Here is a 17,060-nt window from a genome sequence, read left to right on the forward strand (position 1 = left end):
GGAGAGCGGTCATGCGTGCTAGGAAGGTGCTCGCCGCGACGAGCACGGCGATGGCCGTGCTGCTCGCCGTCACGTCGATCGCAGGAGCCGCCGCCATCGCCACCACGACGCAGCACGACCCGCTCGCCGGGCGATTCGACGTGGTGCGGCACGGCTTCGCGGCTCCGTCGACGACGCTGCGCGAAGGCAAGCCGTCCGACGTCGGGCTCGACGCCGGCCCCATCAAGTCCGCCGAGCAGTTCCTGGCGAGCTGGACCCAGCCCGACGCGTCGGGCCACCCGCACTTCTCCGGTGCCGTCGGCCTGCTCGCCCACGACGGCGTGGTAGTCGACCGCTACGCCGTCGGCGGCGCGCTGAGGTACGCCGACGCCGCGGGCACCGAGCTGCCGAAAGGCCAGCAGGTGCCGATGCGCGACGACACGATCTTCGACATGGCGTCGGTCTCGAAGCTGTTCACCTCGATCGCCGCGCTGCAGCTGGTGGAGCAGGGCAAACTCGACGTCAACGCGCCGGTGGTGCGCTACCTGCCCGAGTTCGGCGTGAACGGCAAGGAAGCCGTGACGATCGAGCAGCTGCTCACGCACACGTCGGGCTTCGACGCCGACCCCGTGCCGTCGCTGTGGCAGGGCTACCCGGACATCCCGTCGCGCCGCAAGGCCGTGCTCGACAGCCCACTGAAGAACGCGCCGGGCACGACCTACCTCTACTCCGACCTCAACATGCTCACCCTCGGCTTCGTCATCGAGAAGCTCACCGGGCAGACGCTGGACAAGGTGGTGCACGACCGCATCACCGCGCCGCTGGGCATGGTCGACACCGGGTACAACCCGCCCGCGTCGAAACTGGACCGCGTCGCGGCCACGGAGTTCGAAACGAACCCGCCGCGAGGGCTCGTGCGCGGCCAGGTGCACGACGAGAACGCCTGGTCGCTCGGCGGCGTCGCCGGGCACGCCGGCGTGTTCTCCACCGCGAGCGACCTGGCGATCCTCTGCCAGACGATCCTCAACGGCGGCACCTACCGGGGCAAGCGCATCCTGCGTCCCGACACCGTCGAGACGATGCTGACCAACTACAACGAGCGCTTCCCCGACGACGCCCACGGCCTCGGGTTCGAGCTCGACCAGCCCTGGTACATGGGTGCGCTTTCCTCACCGGTGACGGCGGGCCACACCGGATTCACCGGCACGACGCTGGTCATCGACCCGGAATCGCGATCGTTCGCGTTGTTGCTGACCAACCGAGTGCACCCCAGCCGCAACTGGGGTTCCATCAACACGGCCCGCCAGGTCTGGGCCACTTCGCTCGCGCAAGCCATGGCTGTGAAGCCCGCGGAGGGCCACGACGCGTGGTTCGCCGGCCTCGGCGACAAGTCGACGGCTACGCTGAGTACGCAGCCCTTGACACCGCGATCCGGCGGCCCGTTTCAGGTCTCCTTCTACGCCTTCGTGGATACGGAAGGTCCGACTGATCCACTTCAGCTGGAATCGTCCTCGGACGGCGTCAATTGGCAACCAGTCGCGGTTCATGCGAACGGACCAGGCGCACCCCCCGGACAGGTGACGTCGCTCTCAGGCCACGGACACCGTGCCTGGTGGCGCGTGACGGCAGAAGTACCGGCCTCGAGCGTTACGACCCTGCGCTGGCGGTACAACACAGACGCGAGTTACACCGGACGCGGAGTTTCTGTCGACGGTGTGAAAGTCACCGAACGCGGCCGGGCAGTTCTCGATGGTGAGCGGAATCCGTCGGCACTCACCGCTACCGGGTGGTTTTTGAGCGCTCGGTGACCGGCCTGTCGCACAACGCCGAACTGGCCCTCCCACTCAGCGATCCGAAGCCTTTTGCGGGGCGACACTAAGTTGCCAAGTCGTTAGCTTGACCTCGTTAACAAGGTCGACCTGGTTAGCGACTTTCTGGTCAACGATTAATCGCAGAACGAAGTCCGCAGACACGGACGGGTTGCGATCCTGCCGAAGGATGTGGGTAGCCTTGTCGCAAATGCCAACGGTTAGTAACTTTCCGACGGTGGACGATGCCGATTCCGTAACCATCCCGGCACCGTCCGAGCAAACCCCAGCTCAGACCACTGTGCGTGACGCCGATGCGAGCCCGCTGGTCCGCATCCGCTCGCTGCTGCCCGGGCTCGCCCGCGCCGAGCAGCGGGTGGCGAAGGTCGTGCTCGAAGACCCCGCGTCGGTCGCGCGCCGGAGCATCACCGAGGTCGCCCTCGCCGCCAGCACCAGCGAGACCACGGTCACGCGGTTCTGCAAGGCCGTCGGCGTCGGCGGGTACCCGCAGCTGCGCATCGCGCTGGCCGCGGACACCGCGCGCACCGAAGCCAGAACCACGCGCAACCTCGGTGGCGAGATCAGCCCGGAGGACGACCTCGCGGCCGTGATCGGCAAGGTCAGCTTCGCCGACGCGCGCGCCGTCGAGGAGACGGCCGACCAGCTCGACGTCGCGACGATGCAGCGCGTGATCGACCTCTTGGCCGACGCCGGCCGCGTGGACGTCTACGGCGTGGGCGCGAGCGCGTTCGTGGCCGCCGACCTGCAGCAGAAGCTGCACCGCATCGGCCGCGTGAGCTTCTCGTGGTCCGACACGCACATCATGCTCACCTCGGCCGCGGTGCTCAGCCCCGGCGACGTCGCCATCGGCGTCTCCCACACGGGCGCGACCACCGACACCGTGGAGGCGCTGCGCGTCGCCCGCGAGCACGGCGCGGTCACCGTCGCCGTCACGAACTTCCCGCGTTCGCCGATCACGGAGGTCGCCGACCACGTGCTCACCACGGCCGCACGGGAAACCACCTTCCGTTCCGGAGCCACGGCGAGCCGCATCGCGCAGCTCACCGTGATCGACTGCCTGTTCATCGGGGTCGCACAGCGGCACATGGACGCCTCCGTCAACGCGCTGGACGCGACGAGGGACGCGGTCGGCTCGCACCGGCTCGGGGTCAGGCCCGACGGTCGCCGCCGTCCGCGGGAAACCGGTAAGTGAACTCAGAAACGAGGCGCATGATGACCGTCCCCACCCAGGCGGTGCACGTCGATTCGCCGACCGAGCAGCGAAACCCCCGCACGGTGGACATCGACCTGATGTCCACCATGGGGATCCTCAGCGCCATCAACGCCGAGGACCGCCGGGTGCCGGACGCGGTGGCCGCGGTGCTGCCGCAGCTGGCGCGCGCGGTCGACTACGCCGTGGAAGCGCTGCGGGGCGGCGGCCGCGTGCACTACGTCGGGGCGGGCACGTCGGGCCGCCTGGCGACGCTGGACGCGGCCGAGCTGGTGCCGACGTTCAACGTGCCGCCGGACCTGTTCGTCGCGCACCACGCGGGCGGTGAGAAGGCCCTGCGGCAGGCGGTTGAGAACGCCGAGGACGACGACGAGGCCGGCGCGGCCGAGCTCGCTGCTGTGGTGCAGCCGGGCGACTTCGTGCTCGGCCTCGCCGCCTCCGGGCGCACGCCGTTCGTGCTCGGCGCACTCGAGGCGTCGAGCCGGCTCGGCGCGCACACGGGGCTGGTCTCGGCCAACCCGCGGGCGGCGAAGCCGGACGGCGTCGACGTGCTCATCGCCGTGGCCACCGGCCCGGAGGTGATCGCCGGCTCGACCCGCATGAAGGCGGGCACGGCGCAGAAGCTGATCCTCACGGCGTTCTCCACGGCCACGATGATCAAGCTGGGGAAGACCTACTCGAACCTGATGGTCAGCATGCGGGCCACGAACGCGAAGCTGCGCGGCCGCACGATCCGCATCCTGCAGGAAGCCACGGGCCTGACCATGGCCGACTGCTCCGACGCCCTCACCGAGGCCGGCGGCGACCTCAAGACGGCCCTCGTGCACCTGCTGTCGGGCTCCGACGTCGAACACGCGGCGGCGGCGCTGACGGCCAACGGTGGCCACGTGCGGAAGGCACTCGACTCGCTCCACCTGCGCGCAGGCTGATCGGCGCGAAAACAAGGCTGCTGGAGCTCTGCGGGGAGCGCGAGCAGCCGGGCTGAAACGGACGAAGAGCCCCTCATCTCCTGGTGAGGGGCTCTTTTGTGAACCCGAACCTATTGCGGTTCATCTGTTCACCTGCCTAACCTCTCAGGTGTTGCGCTGAGGGAGGGCTTTCGATGACCGGGGTGAAGGAACCGACCCGCGCGAGGCAGCCGTTGTCGAGGCGGGAGTGGGGGTCGCTCTGCGGGATGGCGGCGGTGATCCTGCTGCTGAACCTCGTGGGCTGGGGTGTGCTGGTGCTGTTCATCGCGCCGCACCACTACGACCTGGGCGCGTCGGGTGTCTTCGGGATCGGGCTGGGGGTCACGGCGTTCACGCTGGGCATGCGCCACGCGTTCGACGCCGACCACATCGCGGCAATCGACAACACCACGCGCAAGCTGATGTCCGAGGGCCGGCGGCCGCTGTCGGTCGGGTTCTGGTTCTCGCTGGGGCACTCGACGATCGTGTTCGGCCTGTGTTTGCTGCTGTCGTTCGGCGTTCGCGCGATCGCCGGCCAGCTCGAAGACGACGGGTCGGCGCTGCACGAGACAACCGGGCTCATCGGAACGTCCGTCTCGGGCGTATTCCTCTACCTCATCGCGATCATCAACCTCGTCGCGCTCGTCGGGATCATCCGGGTCTTCGCGCAGATGCGCCGTGGCGAGCTGGACGAAGCCGCACTGGAACGTCAGCTCGACAAGCGCGGCTTCATGAACCGTCTGCTGCGCGGCGCGACGAAGGCCGTGCGCAAGCCGTGGCACATCTACCCCGTGGGTGTCCTCTTCGGACTCGGCTTCGACACCGCCACGGAGATCGGCCTGCTGGTGCTCGCGGCCGGCGCGGCGGCGTTCGCGCTGCCCTGGTACGCGATCCTCGTGCTGCCCGTGCTCTTCGCCGCGGGCATGAGCCTGTTCGACGCCGCCGACGGCGTGTTCATGAACTTCGCCTACGGCTGGGCGTTTTCGCGGCCCATCCGCAAGATCTACTACAACATCACCGTCACGGCGCTGTCCGTGGCCGTCGCGCTGGTCATCGGCACGATCGAGCTGGTGTCGATCCTCGCCGAGAAGCTCGACATCACCCACGGCCCGCTCGCCGCGATCGCCGACGTGGACCTCGACTACGTCGGGTTCGCGATCGTCGGGCTGTTCATCGTCACGTGGCTGGTCGCGCTCGCGGTGTGGCGGTTCGGGCGCATCGAGGAGAAGTGGTCGGCGCGCCTCACCGATCACTGAGCCGATCGACGCGCAGCGCGAGCTGGATCTCCAGCGCGCGTTCCGGCTCACGCCAGTCGTCGCCCAGCAGCGCGGAGACGCGGTCGAGGCGCTGCACCACGGTATTCACGTGGACGTGCAGCTCGTCCTTGGCGCGCGCGAGGTTTCCGCCGGCCGCGAAGTACGCACGCAGCGTGCCGACGAGGTCGGTGCCGCGACGGGCGTCGTAATCGAGGACCGGGCCGAGCGTGGCCGTGACGTAGGCGGGCAGGTCGGCGTGGCGGCCCAGCAGCACGCCGAGGAAGCCCAGCTCGGCCATCGCCGCGCCGTCGCCTTCGCGGCCCAGCGCGAGCAGCGTGCTCACGCAGCGGACCGCCTCGGCATAGGCCGACGCGAGCGCGGCGGGACCCTTCGCGGGGCCGGCGGCACCGACCGTCACCGGACAATCCACAACGGACTGGAGCTCCCGCGCCACCTTCGCCGCCGCGACGCCGTCGGGCGCGAGGGCGACCACCTGCTCCGCGTGCACACCGACCAGGTCGCCGTACCGCGCGCACGCCGACGCGAGGCCACGCCGGGAGATCCCCGGCGCGTGGGCGACGAGCACCACGTGTGGCGCCGACAAGTCGACACCGAGCCGGCGCGCGCGAGCCGTCAACGAGGCCGGGTTGCGCGCGGGCGCCGTCAGCAGGTCCGTGAGCAGCTCGCCGCGCACCTCGTCCTCGGCCTGCGCCACGGACCGGCGCAACATCAGCAGCAACGCCGTCACCACGGCCGCGCGCTCGAACAACCGCCGGTCCGCGCCGGCCAGCTCAGGCCGGCCCGCCAGCGTGAGACTGCCCAGCAGCTCCTGGCCGGCCCGCACCGCGCACACCCAAGTGTCCGATGTGGACTCGGCGCGCCCGCTGCCGCGCGAAGAAGTCACCGCCGGCGCGTCGAACGACAGCGCGGAGCCCGCCAGCAGGTCACCGGAAGCGTCGTGGACGGCGATCTCGCCCCGCAGCACGCCGGCCACCTCCGCGGCGACTTCCGGCAGGTCACCGCCGCGGAGCACGAGGTCCATCAGGCGATCGTGGGCTTCGTCGGCGCGGCGCATGGTCGCGTTCACGGCGTTGAGCTCGGCGGCCGAGCGGCGCGTCTCGTCGAGCAGGTGCGCGTTGTCCAGGGCGATCGCCGCGTGGTTGGCCAGCGACGACAGGAGCGCGACCTCCGCCGTCGAGAACTCCCGCGGCGCGCGGTCCGACGCGTAGAGCACGCCGAGCACCTTGCCGCCGATGGCCAGCGGCACGCCGAGGATCGCCGTGAGGCCCTCCTCCAGCACGCCGGTGTCGATCGGCGAGGTGTGGCGGAAGCGGGCGTCGGCGAAGTAGTCCGCCGTCGCGTACGGCCGCGCGGTCTGGGCCACGAGCCCGCCCAGCCCCTCGCCCATCCCGAGCACGATCTGCTGGAACAACGCGGAAACCGAGCCGTCCGTGACGCGGATGTAGGTCTTGCCCGCGGCCTCGTCGTTGAGGCTCAGGTACGACACGTCGACGCCGAGCAGGGTCCGCGCCCGCCGCACGATCGAGCGCAGCACCGCGTCCGGGTCCCTCAGCCGGGCGAGGTCGCTCGCGGTGTCGAACAACGCCGTGAGCTCGGCTTCGCGCCGCTGGTGCTCGGTGAGCGTCTCGCGGACGCGCAGCGCCAGCTCGGTCGCATCGGCGCCGGACTCGCGCGCGGCGTGCGCCAGCTGCTCGCTGCTCGCCCCGGCGGCGAGCAGCTCGAGCAACCGGCGGTAGGGATCCACACAGGTCATGCTGTCACTGAGCGCCGTTCGGCGGGAGCCTCCTCCAGCGACTCGCCGCGCGTCTCGCGCGCCCCGAGCAGGGCCAGCACCGACAGCACGCACATCGCGGCGACGTAGACCGAAACCGGCACCGTCGAGTGGTACGCCTGGAACAGCGCCACGGCGATGATCGGCGCGATCGCGCCGGCCGCGATGGACGACAGCTGCCCGCCGACCGAAAGACCCGTGTAGCGCACGCGCGTCGGGAACTGCTCGGCGAAGAACGCGGCCTGGGGCCCGTACATCGCGCCGTGCACGACGAGCCCGATGGTCGCCGCGCCGATCACCGCGCCCGTTGTGCGCAGGTCCAGCAGCCAGAAGAACCCGAACGACCACGCGGCCATCCCGACCACGCCGAAGAAGTACACCGGCTTGCGCCCGATCTTGTCGGAAAGCAAGCCCCACAAGGGAATCGTCACGAAGTGCACGGCCGACGCGACCAGCACGGCCGTGAGCCCGGTCGCCTTCGGAAGACCGAGGCCGGTCGTCACGTAGACGAGGATGAACGCCGTGATCACGTAGTACGACACGTTCTCCGCCAGCCGCGCCCCGAACGTCACGACGAGCCCGCGCAGGTGCCCGCGGAACACGTCGACGATCGGCGTGGCTTCCTCCTCCCCTGCCGCGGCCTTCGCGGCCAGGAACATCGGCGACTCCGCGACCGCCAGCCGCACCCACAGCCCGATCGCCACGAGCACACCCGACAGCAGGAACGGGATCCGCCAGCCCCACGCGTTGAACGCCGCGTCGGACTGCACCGCCGCGAGGATCGCCAGCACGGCCGTGGCCAGCAGGTTCCCGGCCGGCACGCCGGTCTGCGGCCACGATGCCCAGAAGCCGCGCCGCCGGTCGTCGCCGTGCTCGGACACGAGCAGCACCGCGCCGCCCCACTCGCCGCCGAGCGCGAAACCCTGCACGAGCCGCAGCAGTGTCAGCAGGATCGGGGCGAGGACGCCGACCGCGCCGTACGTGGGCAGCACGCCCATCAGGAACGTCGAGCCGCCCATCATCACCAGGCTCACCACGAGCAGGCGCTTGCGCCCGATGCGGTCGCCGAAGTGGCCGAACACCAGCCCGCCGATGGGCCGGGCGAGGAACCCGACCGCGTAGGTCAGCAGCGCGAGCAGCGTGCCGGTGAGCGGATCGGCGTTCGGGAAGAACAGCTTGTTGAACACGAGCGCGGCGGCCGAGGTGTAGAGGAAGAAGTCGTACCACTCCACGGTGGTGCCGATCAGGCTCGCGCCGACCACGCGCAGCAGGCCGGCCCGGGTTGGTGTTGTCACTGCAGACTCCACTTCGTTGTGGGGACGGGGTTTCAGGCGGCCGACCAGCCGCCGTCGAGGGGCAGCGACGCGCCCGTGACGTGCCCGGCGTGCTCGCCGCACAGCCACACCACGAGGTCGGCGACGTCCGCCGGTTCGATGAGCCGTTTGATGGCTGCGCGCCGCAGCAGCACCTGCTCCACGACCTCGTCGGCGTCGAGGCCGTGCTCGGCGGCCTGCGCGTCGATCTGGCCGGTGACGAGCGGCGTGCGGACGTAGCCGGGATTGACGCAGTTGGACGTCACGCCGTGCTCGGCACCTTCGAGAGCGGCCACTTTGGACAGTCCCTCGAGCGCGTGTTTCGCCGTGACGTACGCGGCTTTGAACGGGCTGGCGCGCAGGCCGTGGACGCTGGAGACGTTGACGATCCGGCCCCAGCCACGCGCGTACATCGCCGGCAGCGACCGGCGGATCAGCAGGAACGGCGCCGTCACCATCAGCGCCTGGATCCGCGCGAACTGCTCGGGCGGGAACTCGGGCAGCGCGGCCACGTGCTGGAACCCGGCGTTGTTCACGAGCACGTCGAGCTCGTCCGGCAACGCGTCGATCACCGCGGGATCGGTGAGGTCACCGACGTGCGCCCAGCCGCCGATCTCCGCCGCGGCGGCTTCGGCACCGCGCGCGTCGAGGTCTGCGACGTGCACCTTCGCGCCGGCAGCGGTCAACGCCCGGGCACAGGCGAGCCCGATTCCGCTCGCGCCGCCGGTCACCAGGGCAACGCGGCCATCGAGCGTGCCGGGCGAGCTGTGACGTACCCCACTGGTCATGGGCTACGAGGTTAGGTCTCGCCCACCTCGCCGACCATGTGTCCGGCCACCACAGCGCGGCAAGATCCAGTGTGGCCGGACCACACCCCTATCCGGCGGCAGACGAAATGCTCCGCGCCTCCCGCGCGCCCGATTCGAACGCCTCACAGCAGAACAGCAGCCACTCCCGGACCCCATCGACGGATCCGGCGGCGAAGCCCGCAGCCAGCTCGACGTACTTCGGCACGCGCCGGAAGAACGCCACCTCCGGCACGGTCAGGGCTTTCGGGTCCAGGCCCGTCGCGATCATCGACAGGCGCGCCGCCGCGCGGGCGACGACACCGTCGGCCGAGCCGAACGGGCGCAGGGCCAGGAGCTCGCCGTGCACAACGGCCGTGAGGACCGGCCCGGGCACGGACGTCGCGCCCGTGACGAGCTGGGCCAGCAGCTCCAGGCGTTCGCCACCGGCGAGGGGCCGGCCGAGTGCGTCGGGATCCTCGACGATGTCGGCCGCGGCCAGGACGTGGAGGCGGGCCAGCGCCTGCAACGGCGCGCGCCGCCAGGTGGGCAGGAGGGGTTCCAGCGACTCGGCCACGCGCAGGGCGCCGGCGAGCAGCGGGTCGGCGACCGCGCCGTCGGCAGGCAGTTCGGGGTTCGCGCCGTCGATGCCGGCGGACGCCCGGGCCGCGCGCACCGACGCCTCGGCGGCCGTCTCCGCGCCGCCGCGCAGGTTGGCGGGCAGGCGGTGCACGGCGAACACCGCGTCCTGCGCCGCCTTGGCCGCGGCGGCGACGCCGTCGAGCTCCAGCAGCGGCTTGAGCGGGTCGCTCATGCGTCGAGCACCTGCCCGGCGCGCTTGACGACCGGCGGCAGGACCGACCACGGGAAGTTGATCCAGCGGTCGGTGCGGCGCCACACGTACTCACTGGTCACCGTGGAATGCGGCTTCTCGTAGATCACGGCGCAGCGCACGTCGGCCACGTGGTCGGCGCAGAAGTCGCGCACGAGCTTGAGGGTGGCGCCGGTGTCGGCCACGTCGTCGGCGACGAGCACCTTCTTGTTGCTCAGGTCCACGACGTTGGGCACCGGCGGCAGCATCACCGGCAGGTCGAGGCGCTGGTCGACGCCGGTGTAGAACTCCACGTTCATCACGTGCAGGTTCTTCACGTCCAGCGCGTAGCCCAGCGCACCGGCGACGAAGAGCCCGCCGCGGGCGATGGAGAGGATGAGGTCGGGCGCGAAGCCGTCGCCGGCGACCTGCTCGGCGAGCTCCCTGCTGGCGGTGCCGAACAACTCCCAGGTGAGCTCTTCCCGCGCCGCGCCGTCTTCAGCCATGCCCATGCCTCTCCTCGGTGTTCCAGCGAGCATAAGCAACCGGGAAGTGGACTGGAGAAATGATCGGGAACTGGCTATCGAGCACGACCACTTGACGTCGTAGCTTGGGGTTCGTGAGCGACTGGAACGATCACCCGACCCTGTCCGGCACCCACGTGCGCCTCGAGCCCCTCGGCCCGGACCACGTGAAGGGCCTCTTCGAGGCCGGGCAGGATCCCGCGATCTGGGCCTGGTTGAGCGTCCGGCAGTTCGAGACGCCGGCCGACGCCGAGCGTTTCGTCGAGGCCGCCACGGCCGATCCCGATCGCCGCGCGTGGGCGCAGATCGACGTCGCCACGGGGCTGGTTGCCGGCACCACGTCGTACTACCAGATCGCGGCGAAGCACCGGATCCTCTCGATCGGGCACACCTGGATCAGCCCCCGCTGGCAGCGCACCGGGCTCAACACCGAGGCCAAGTTCCTGTTGCTGCGCAACGCGTTCGAGGTGCTCGGAGCCCAGCGCGTGGCGTGGGAGACCGACAGCCGCAACCTGCGTTCAAAACGCGCCATCGAGCGGCTCGGCGCGCTGCGCGAGGGCGTGCTGCGGGCCCACCGGATCCGTCCGGACGGCAGCTCACGCGACACGGTGGTGTACTCGATGACGGAAGCTGAATGGCCCGGCGCACGCGCCCGGCTGCTGGCCCGCCTCACCTGAGGGCGCGCCCACACGGCTGCATCCTTGTCCTGGGCGGACTAACGTCGCTAGCGTGCCGTGAGCCGCGGGTTCGCACTACAGGAGGCCTTGCACCATGACCGAGCAGTCCCCAGCGCTGGACAACCTGCTCACCGAGAGCCGCACCTTCCCACCGAGCGACGAGTTCGCCGCTCAGGCCAACGCCAAGGCCGACACGTACGAGAAGGCGGACGCGGACCGGGAGCAGTTCTGGGCCGAGCAGGCCGAGCGCCTGAGCTGGGACACGAAGTGGACCCAGGTACTGGACTGGACCAATGCGCCGTTCGCGAAGTGGTTCGTCGGCGGCAAGCTGAACGTCGCCTACAACTGCGTCGACCGGCACGTCGAGTCCGGCCACGGCGACCAGGTCGCCATCCACTGGGTCGGCGAGCCCGGCGACACCCGTGACATCACCTACGCGCAGCTGAAGGACGAGGTCTCCAAGGCCGCCAACGCGCTGACCTCGCTCGGCGTGACCGCCGGCGATGTCGTGGCGATCCAGCTGCAGATGGTGCCCGAAGCGATCTTCGCCATGCTCGCGTGCGCCCGCATCGGCGCGCTGCACAGCGTGGTCTTCGGCGGCTTCTCGCCGCACGCGCTGCGCGCCCGCGTAGACGACGCGGCGGCGAAGATCGTGATCACCTCCGACGGCCAGTACCGCCGCGGCAAGGCCGCCGCGATGAAGGCCAATGTGGACGAGGCGCTCGAGGGCGCCGAGACCGTGGAGAAGGTCATCGTGGTCCGCCGCACCGGCAACGACCTCGCGGGCGAGGTGCCGTGGACCGACGGGCGCGACCTGTGGTGGCACGAGCTCGTCGACGGTCAGCCGGCCGAGCACACGCCCGAGGCGTTCGACAGCGAGCACCCGCTGTTCATCCTCTACACCTCCGGCACCACCGGGAAGCCGAAGGGCATCCTGCACACCTCCGGCGGCTACCTCACGCAGGCCGCGTACACGCACCACAACGTGTTCGACCACAAGCCGGGCGAGGACGTGTACTGGTGCACGGCCGACATCGGCTGGATCACCGGCCACAGCTACATCGTCTACGGGCCGCTGGCCAACCGCGTCACGCAGGTCGTGTACGAAGGCACGCCGAACACCCCGCACGAGGGCCGGCACTGGGAGATCGTGCAGAAGTACAAGGTCTCCATCTACTACACCGCGCCGACGCTGATCCGCACGTTCATGAAGTGGGGCGCGGAGATCCCGGCGAAGTACGACCTCACGTCGCTGCGCGTGCTCGGCAGCGTCGGCGAGCCGATCAACCCCGAGGCGTGGATCTGGTACCGCGAGACCATCGGCGCCAGCAAGGCGCCGATCGTCGACACCTGGTGGCAGACCGAGACCGGCGCGATCATGATCTCGCCGCTGCCGGGCGTCACCTCGACCAAGCCGGGTTCGGCGCAGCGCGCGCTGCCGGGCATCTCGGCGAAGGTCGTGGACGACCAGGGCAACGAGGTTCCGCACGGTGGCGGCGGCTACCTCGTGCTCGACAAGCCGTGGCCGGGCATGCTGCGCGGCGTGTGGGGCGACGAGGAGCGCTTCCGCGAGACGTACTGGTCGCGCTTCGCCGACCAGGGCTTCTACTTCGCCGGCGACGGCGCCAAGTACGACGCCGACGGTGACATCTGGCTGCTCGGCCGCGTCGACGACGTGATGAACGTGTCGGGCCACCGCATCTCGACCACCGAGGTCGAGTCGGCGCTGGTCTCGCACCCGACGGTGGCCGAGGCGGCCGTGGTCGGCGCGTCCGACCCGACGACCGGGCAGGGCATCGTGGCGTTCGTGATCCTGCGGGGCAACGCGGTCGACGGTGGTGACGAGGCCGTGCAGGAGCTGCGCAACCACGTCGCGAAGGAGATCGGCCCGATCGCGAAGCCGCGCCAGATCATGGTCGTGCCGGAGCTGCCGAAGACTCGCTCGGGCAAGATCATGCGCCGCCTGCTGCGCGACGTCGCGGAGAACCGGGCGATCGGTGACGTCACGACGCTCGCCGACTCGTCGGTGATGGACCTGATCTCCTCCGGTCTGCAGTCGGGCAAGGAAGAGTAGAGTCCGCAGCTGTGCAGGAAGGGGCTCTCCCGGCCAAGGGAGGGCCCCTTCCTGCGTGACTACCCCGAATGGCGGACATCGAACGCATGTTCTAAGATGTGCCGCTGTACCCACCCCAGATCCGGGCAAGGAGACGACACGAATGACCGTGGAAGCCTTGACGCACGACGAGGACACCGCGGCCGAAGCGGCGACGACTGAGGCGACCACCGCCTCGGCCCAGGCCGCCGACGCCCCGGAGGTCACCGAGCCCACCGAGACCACTGCCTCACCTGCGTCGCCTTCCGGTTCGGACGCGGCCGCCCCGGCCGCCGAAGAGGCGCCGAAGCCGAAGCGCGGCCGCCCGAAGGCCGCGGCGGCGTCCACCGCGAAGAAGACCCGCACGGTGGAACTCATCCTCACCGTCACCGGCACGGCCGACGGCGAGTGGCAGGCCGAGCTGAAGAACGGCAGCAAGTGGGTCGCGAAGGGCCTCGAGATCCCGGCCGCCGCCGTCTCGCGCGCGGCGAAGGAGCTGCACGCCGACCTGTCGGGCCCGATCGACGAGGTCATCAACCAGGCCCGCGAGGCGCAGGCCGCCAAGGTCGCGCAGCTCGAGGCCGAGCTGGAAGCCGCCAAGGCGGCCCTGGCGGAGCTCGACGCCTGAGCCTTTTCCCGAGGAAGCCCGGCATCCCAGGGGTGCCGGGCTTTTTCACGCCAACGGCAGGTTTTCCGGCAGCGGCGCCTTGAACTCGAGCCAGCGACTGTCCACAATGGCCGTCACCTGGTGCTCGACTCCGCGGGGGTGGACGGCGGTGTCGCCAGGGCCGAGTTCGGCGGTGGTCCGTCGACCACGCCGGTCAGCCGTCCTTGCAGCACGTAGATGACGCTGTCGTGGTCGTGGCTGTGCACCGGCGACCCGACGCCGGCCGGGTAGCGGATCTCGTACACCAGCCCGTGCGTCGCGCGTTCTCGCTCGCGGACGAAGGCGGTGCCGCCGGTGAGCCGTTGTCCTTCCACAGTGGACACTTCGAGCCACTCGTTCATTCCGCCGCCTTCCAAGGCCATGTCACACCGACAAAGCTGACCACAGCCGCCACCGCGAGGCACGCCGCCACGGCGAGCCAGGTGCCGTTCGACACCGACACCCCCCGCCGGCGCCCGGCGGTTCCGGCCGGCGCCACACGGTCGGGCCGCGCACAGCCCCGGGTGGCAAACATCGAAGTTGTCCACACCCCAGACCGAGTTGTGGACAACTGAGCCCCTACCAGCGCATTCAACGGATTCTGTCGGGGGTGGCCGGTAGAATGGACTTGGGGACGCCCCCCTCGGGAGGGCGGGGGCTGTGTGCCGGCCGGTCGAGGTCGTGTGCGCGCTGGGGCTGCGAGGTGTGGTCGTCCGGGCCGGAGGCGTCGGTGACCCCGATCGCTGGGTGGATGGTGTCGCAACGGCAGCAGTCGCACTGAACTCGGCCACCCCGCGAGGTACGGCGAAACAGCGACAGTGTCCGCGGCCGCGAAGGCCGGCCACAGGACAACTGCGAACGTGACCGGCCGACGGATTGCGATTCGGGCCGAACCCGCCGAACCATCGCCGAAGAAGTGCGGCTCCGGGGACAGGCCGGCCGCGAACACGCGGCGCGACGATCGGCGGCCGACGGACGCGGCCGTGGTGAAGTCTGTATTCATTGAGTAGATATACCTCATGTATGCACAGCCGGGCGCAAGGCCGCGGGAGGTGCACGGCGTCACCTGGACCAAGAACACGGAGCAGCTGCCGACGCCGATCGGTTGACAGTCAAAGGCTAGGCACAATTAAATAAGGAAACCCTTCCTTAATGTCGTCGACAAGACAGAGGCGCTCACCCCAATTCCGTGTTTCACTATTCCCGTGACCGAAACAGTGGACGGGACTGATTCCCACTCCCACGAGCCCCACGAGGACGTCGGCGGCAAGCTGAACTGGCTGCGCGCCGGGGTTCTCGGGGCCAACGACGGGATCGTGTCCGTCGCGGGCATCGTGGTGGGCGTCGCGGGCGCGACCACGAACAGCACCGCGATCCTCACCGCCGGAATTGCCGGACTGGTGGCCGGCGCGTTTTCGATGGCCGGCGGGGAATACGTGAGCGTGAGCACGCAGCGCGACACCGAACGCGCGTTGCTGCAGCTCGAGAAGCAAGAGCTGAAAACGATGCCCGAGGCCGAGGAACGCGAGCTGGCCGAGATCTACGAGGGCAAGGGCCTCTCCCCGGAGCTCGCCGCGCAGGTCGCGCGCGAGCTGACCCGCAAGGACGCGTTCCACGCCCACGCGGAGGCCGAGCTGGGCATCGACCCGGACAACCTCACCAACCCGTGGCAGGCGGCCTGGGCTTCGCTGATCGCGTTTTCCGTCGGCGCGCTGCTGCCGCTGCTGGCCATCGCCTGGACGGCCGTCTCGGTGCGCGTGTGGGCGTGCGCGCTGGCCGTGGTCGTGGGCCTCACGCTCACCGGCTTCGTGAGCGCCCGCCTGGGCAACGCGCAGGTGGGGCGCGCGATCGCGCGCAACGTGGGCGTCGGCGCCCTCACCATGCTCGTCACCTATTTCGTGGGAGTGCTGTTCGGCACCACCATCGCCTAAGGGCTAGTACTGCAACGACACTTCGTTATGAATCTACCGGCGTGTCGGTTAGGCTCGGGTTCGACGGTCGTGTAGTTGATCTTGTGTGCTGGAGATGGTGACGGACTGGTCGGCGCGTTTCGCTGCGTTCGCGGGGCGGTTCGCGGAGCGGTTTTCGCGGGTGGAGCCGCGGCGGCAAATGGTTTCCTACCTGCGGGGGCTGCTGGCGGAAGCCGAGCGCAAGAACGGCTGGACCCTGGCAGAGATGGCCGGTGAGACGGGTCCGCAGGGCATGCAGCGGCTGCTGAACTTCTACGCCTGGGACGCCGAGGGCATGCGTGATGATGTGCGCACTGCGGTGGTCGACGTGCTCGGGGACGCCGAACGTGGCGTGTTGATCGCCGACGAGACCGGATTCGTGAAGAAGGGCACGAAATCCGCCGGCGTGGCGCGCCAGTATTCGGGCACGGCTGGGCGGATCGAGAATTCGCAGATCGGCGTGTTCTTGGCGTACGCCTCGGATCGGGGGCGGGCTTTGATCGATCGCGAGTTGTACCTGCCGAAAGAGTGGATCGCGGATCGGGGAAGGTGCGCTGCAGCCGGTATTCCCGACGACGTCGGATTCGCGACCAAGCCCGAACTGGCACAACTGATGGTGGAACGCGCGCTCGCCGCGAGAATCCCGTTTGCATGGTTCACCGCCGATGAAGCCTATGGGCAGGTCGGGCGGCTACGGCTCTGGCTGGAAGAACACGACATCGCGCATGTGCTCGCAGTGCCCAAGTCCCAGATGGTGATTTCCATGGATCTGCGGCAGCGGCGTGTCCACGCCGTCATCGCGGACGTCGACCCGGCCACCTGGCAACGTCTGTCCTGCGGCGATGGCGCCCACGGGCAACGGATCTACGATTGGGCCGCCGTCGACATCCGCCCCCTGCGCCGACCAGAGGTCGGCCACTGGCTGCTGGCCCGCCGCTCAGTCAGCGACCCCACCGAGATCGCCTACTACATTTGCTTCGGCCCCGCCGCAACCGACCTCCAAGAACTGGTGCGCGTCGCCGGAACCCGCTGGGCAATCGAAGAAAGTTTTCAAACCGCGAAGAACGAAACAGGGCTCGACCACTACCAGGTCCGCCGATACCAAGCATGGTATCGGCACATCACCCTCTCCATGGCGGCGGCGGCATTCCTCGTCATCACCCGAGACGCCGCGAAAAAAGGGGATCCGCACCCGGTCTGATACCGCTCACGTCCAACGAAATCCGCAAACTGCTCAACCGCGTCACCGC

General features: G+C 69.7%; 15 protein-coding genes. 9 read left to right on the forward strand and 6 right to left on the reverse strand.

Annotated elements, in window-relative coordinates; all coding sequences use genetic code 11:
- Positions 1 to 11 precede the first annotated feature (11 nt).
- The 4 genes from ACQPXB_RS46615 (at position 12) to ACQPXB_RS46630 (ending at position 5,221) form a co-directional block, all read left to right on the forward strand.
- Positions 12 to 1,787 carry a serine hydrolase gene (locus ACQPXB_RS46615; RefSeq protein WP_432848429.1) on the forward strand — a complete coding sequence of 592 codons (1,776 nt, stop codon included), beginning with the start codon at positions 12 to 14 and terminating at the stop codon, positions 1,785 to 1,787.
- A 238-nt stretch (positions 1,788 to 2,025) separates the two neighbouring features.
- A complete protein-coding gene (locus ACQPXB_RS46620) occupies positions 2,026 to 3,000 on the forward strand; it encodes a MurR/RpiR family transcriptional regulator (RefSeq protein ID WP_386944700.1) in 975 nt (324 codons plus the stop codon).
- Between the two features lie 17 nt (positions 3,001 to 3,017).
- The gene (murQ, locus tag ACQPXB_RS46625; RefSeq protein WP_432848431.1) at positions 3,018 to 3,947 is read left to right on the forward strand and encodes an N-acetylmuramic acid 6-phosphate etherase; all 930 of its coding nucleotides are present in this window, start codon (positions 3,018 to 3,020) and stop codon (positions 3,945 to 3,947) included.
- 173 nt (positions 3,948 to 4,120) lie between these two features.
- Positions 4,121 to 5,221: a HoxN/HupN/NixA family nickel/cobalt transporter gene (locus tag ACQPXB_RS46630; RefSeq protein ID WP_432848433.1), complete on the forward strand. Its 1,101-nt coding sequence runs from the start codon at positions 4,121 to 4,123 to the stop codon at positions 5,219 to 5,221.
- Here ACQPXB_RS46630 and ACQPXB_RS46635 read toward each other — a convergent pair.
- The 5 genes from ACQPXB_RS46635 to ACQPXB_RS46655 all read right to left on the reverse strand — a co-directional run bounded on the left by ACQPXB_RS46635 (position 5,208) and on the right by ACQPXB_RS46655 (position 10,428).
- Positions 5,208 to 6,995 carry a helix-turn-helix domain-containing protein gene (locus tag ACQPXB_RS46635; protein ID WP_432848435.1) on the reverse strand — a complete coding sequence of 596 codons (1,788 nt, stop codon included), beginning with the start codon at positions 6,993 to 6,995 and terminating at the stop codon, positions 5,208 to 5,210. The genes ACQPXB_RS46630 and ACQPXB_RS46635 overlap by 14 nt on opposite strands.
- On the reverse strand, positions 6,992 to 8,308 hold the full coding sequence (locus ACQPXB_RS46640; protein WP_432848437.1) for an MFS transporter: 1,317 nt from the start codon (positions 8,306 to 8,308) through the stop codon (positions 6,992 to 6,994). Before ACQPXB_RS46640 ends, ACQPXB_RS46635 begins: the two co-directional genes overlap by 4 nt.
- Before the next feature lie 32 nt (positions 8,309 to 8,340).
- Positions 8,341 to 9,114 (reverse strand): 3-hydroxybutyrate dehydrogenase, encoded by a 774-nt coding sequence (locus ACQPXB_RS46645; RefSeq protein WP_432848439.1) that lies wholly within the window; start codon positions 9,112 to 9,114, stop codon positions 8,341 to 8,343.
- Between the two features lie 88 nt (positions 9,115 to 9,202).
- A complete protein-coding gene (locus tag ACQPXB_RS46650; protein WP_366583972.1) occupies positions 9,203 to 9,925 on the reverse strand; it encodes an oxidoreductase in 723 nt (240 codons plus the stop codon).
- The gene (locus tag ACQPXB_RS46655; RefSeq protein ID WP_366583973.1) at positions 9,922 to 10,428 is read right to left on the reverse strand and encodes a phosphoribosyltransferase; all 507 of its coding nucleotides are present in this window, start codon (positions 10,426 to 10,428) and stop codon (positions 9,922 to 9,924) included. Before ACQPXB_RS46655 ends, ACQPXB_RS46650 begins: the two co-directional genes overlap by 4 nt.
- A 113-nt stretch (positions 10,429 to 10,541) precedes the next feature.
- Between ACQPXB_RS46655 and ACQPXB_RS46660 the strand changes: the two genes are divergently transcribed.
- The 3 genes from ACQPXB_RS46660 to ACQPXB_RS46670 all read left to right on the forward strand — a co-directional run bounded on the left by ACQPXB_RS46660 (position 10,542) and on the right by ACQPXB_RS46670 (position 13,843).
- Positions 10,542 to 11,123, forward strand: a complete 582-nt coding sequence (locus ACQPXB_RS46660; protein WP_432848442.1) for a GNAT family N-acetyltransferase — start codon at positions 10,542 to 10,544, stop codon at positions 11,121 to 11,123.
- Positions 11,124 to 11,217: 94 nt separating this feature from the next.
- Entirely contained in the window at positions 11,218 to 13,197 is a 1,980-nt protein-coding gene (acs, locus tag ACQPXB_RS46665) for an acetate--CoA ligase (protein ID WP_432848444.1), read from the forward strand.
- A gap of 142 nt (positions 13,198 to 13,339) precedes the next feature.
- On the forward strand, positions 13,340 to 13,843 hold the full coding sequence (locus ACQPXB_RS46670) for a DUF6319 family protein (RefSeq protein ID WP_366583976.1): 504 nt from the start codon (positions 13,340 to 13,342) through the stop codon (positions 13,841 to 13,843).
- Positions 13,844 to 13,956: 113 nt separating this feature from the next.
- Here ACQPXB_RS46670 and ACQPXB_RS46675 read toward each other — a convergent pair whose 3' ends face one another.
- On the reverse strand, positions 13,957 to 14,223 hold the full coding sequence (locus ACQPXB_RS46675; protein ID WP_432848446.1) for a hypothetical protein: 267 nt from the start codon (positions 14,221 to 14,223) through the stop codon (positions 13,957 to 13,959).
- Positions 14,224 to 15,066: 843 nt separating this feature from the next.
- Here ACQPXB_RS46675 and ACQPXB_RS46680 point away from each other — a divergent pair.
- Together ACQPXB_RS46680 and ACQPXB_RS46685 are read left to right on the forward strand one after the other, a co-directional pair.
- A complete protein-coding gene (locus ACQPXB_RS46680) occupies positions 15,067 to 15,792 on the forward strand; it encodes a VIT1/CCC1 transporter family protein (protein WP_432848448.1) in 726 nt (241 codons plus the stop codon).
- 94 nt (positions 15,793 to 15,886) lie between these two features.
- Positions 15,887 to 17,011: an IS701 family transposase gene (locus tag ACQPXB_RS46685; protein WP_432856633.1), complete on the forward strand. Its 1,125-nt coding sequence runs from the start codon at positions 15,887 to 15,889 to the stop codon at positions 17,009 to 17,011.
- Positions 17,012 to 17,060: the final 49 nt, after the last annotated feature.

Source organism: Amycolatopsis sp. CA-161197 (genome assembly GCF_050942255.1).
Lineage (GTDB): Bacteria > Actinomycetota > Actinomycetes > Mycobacteriales > Pseudonocardiaceae > Amycolatopsis.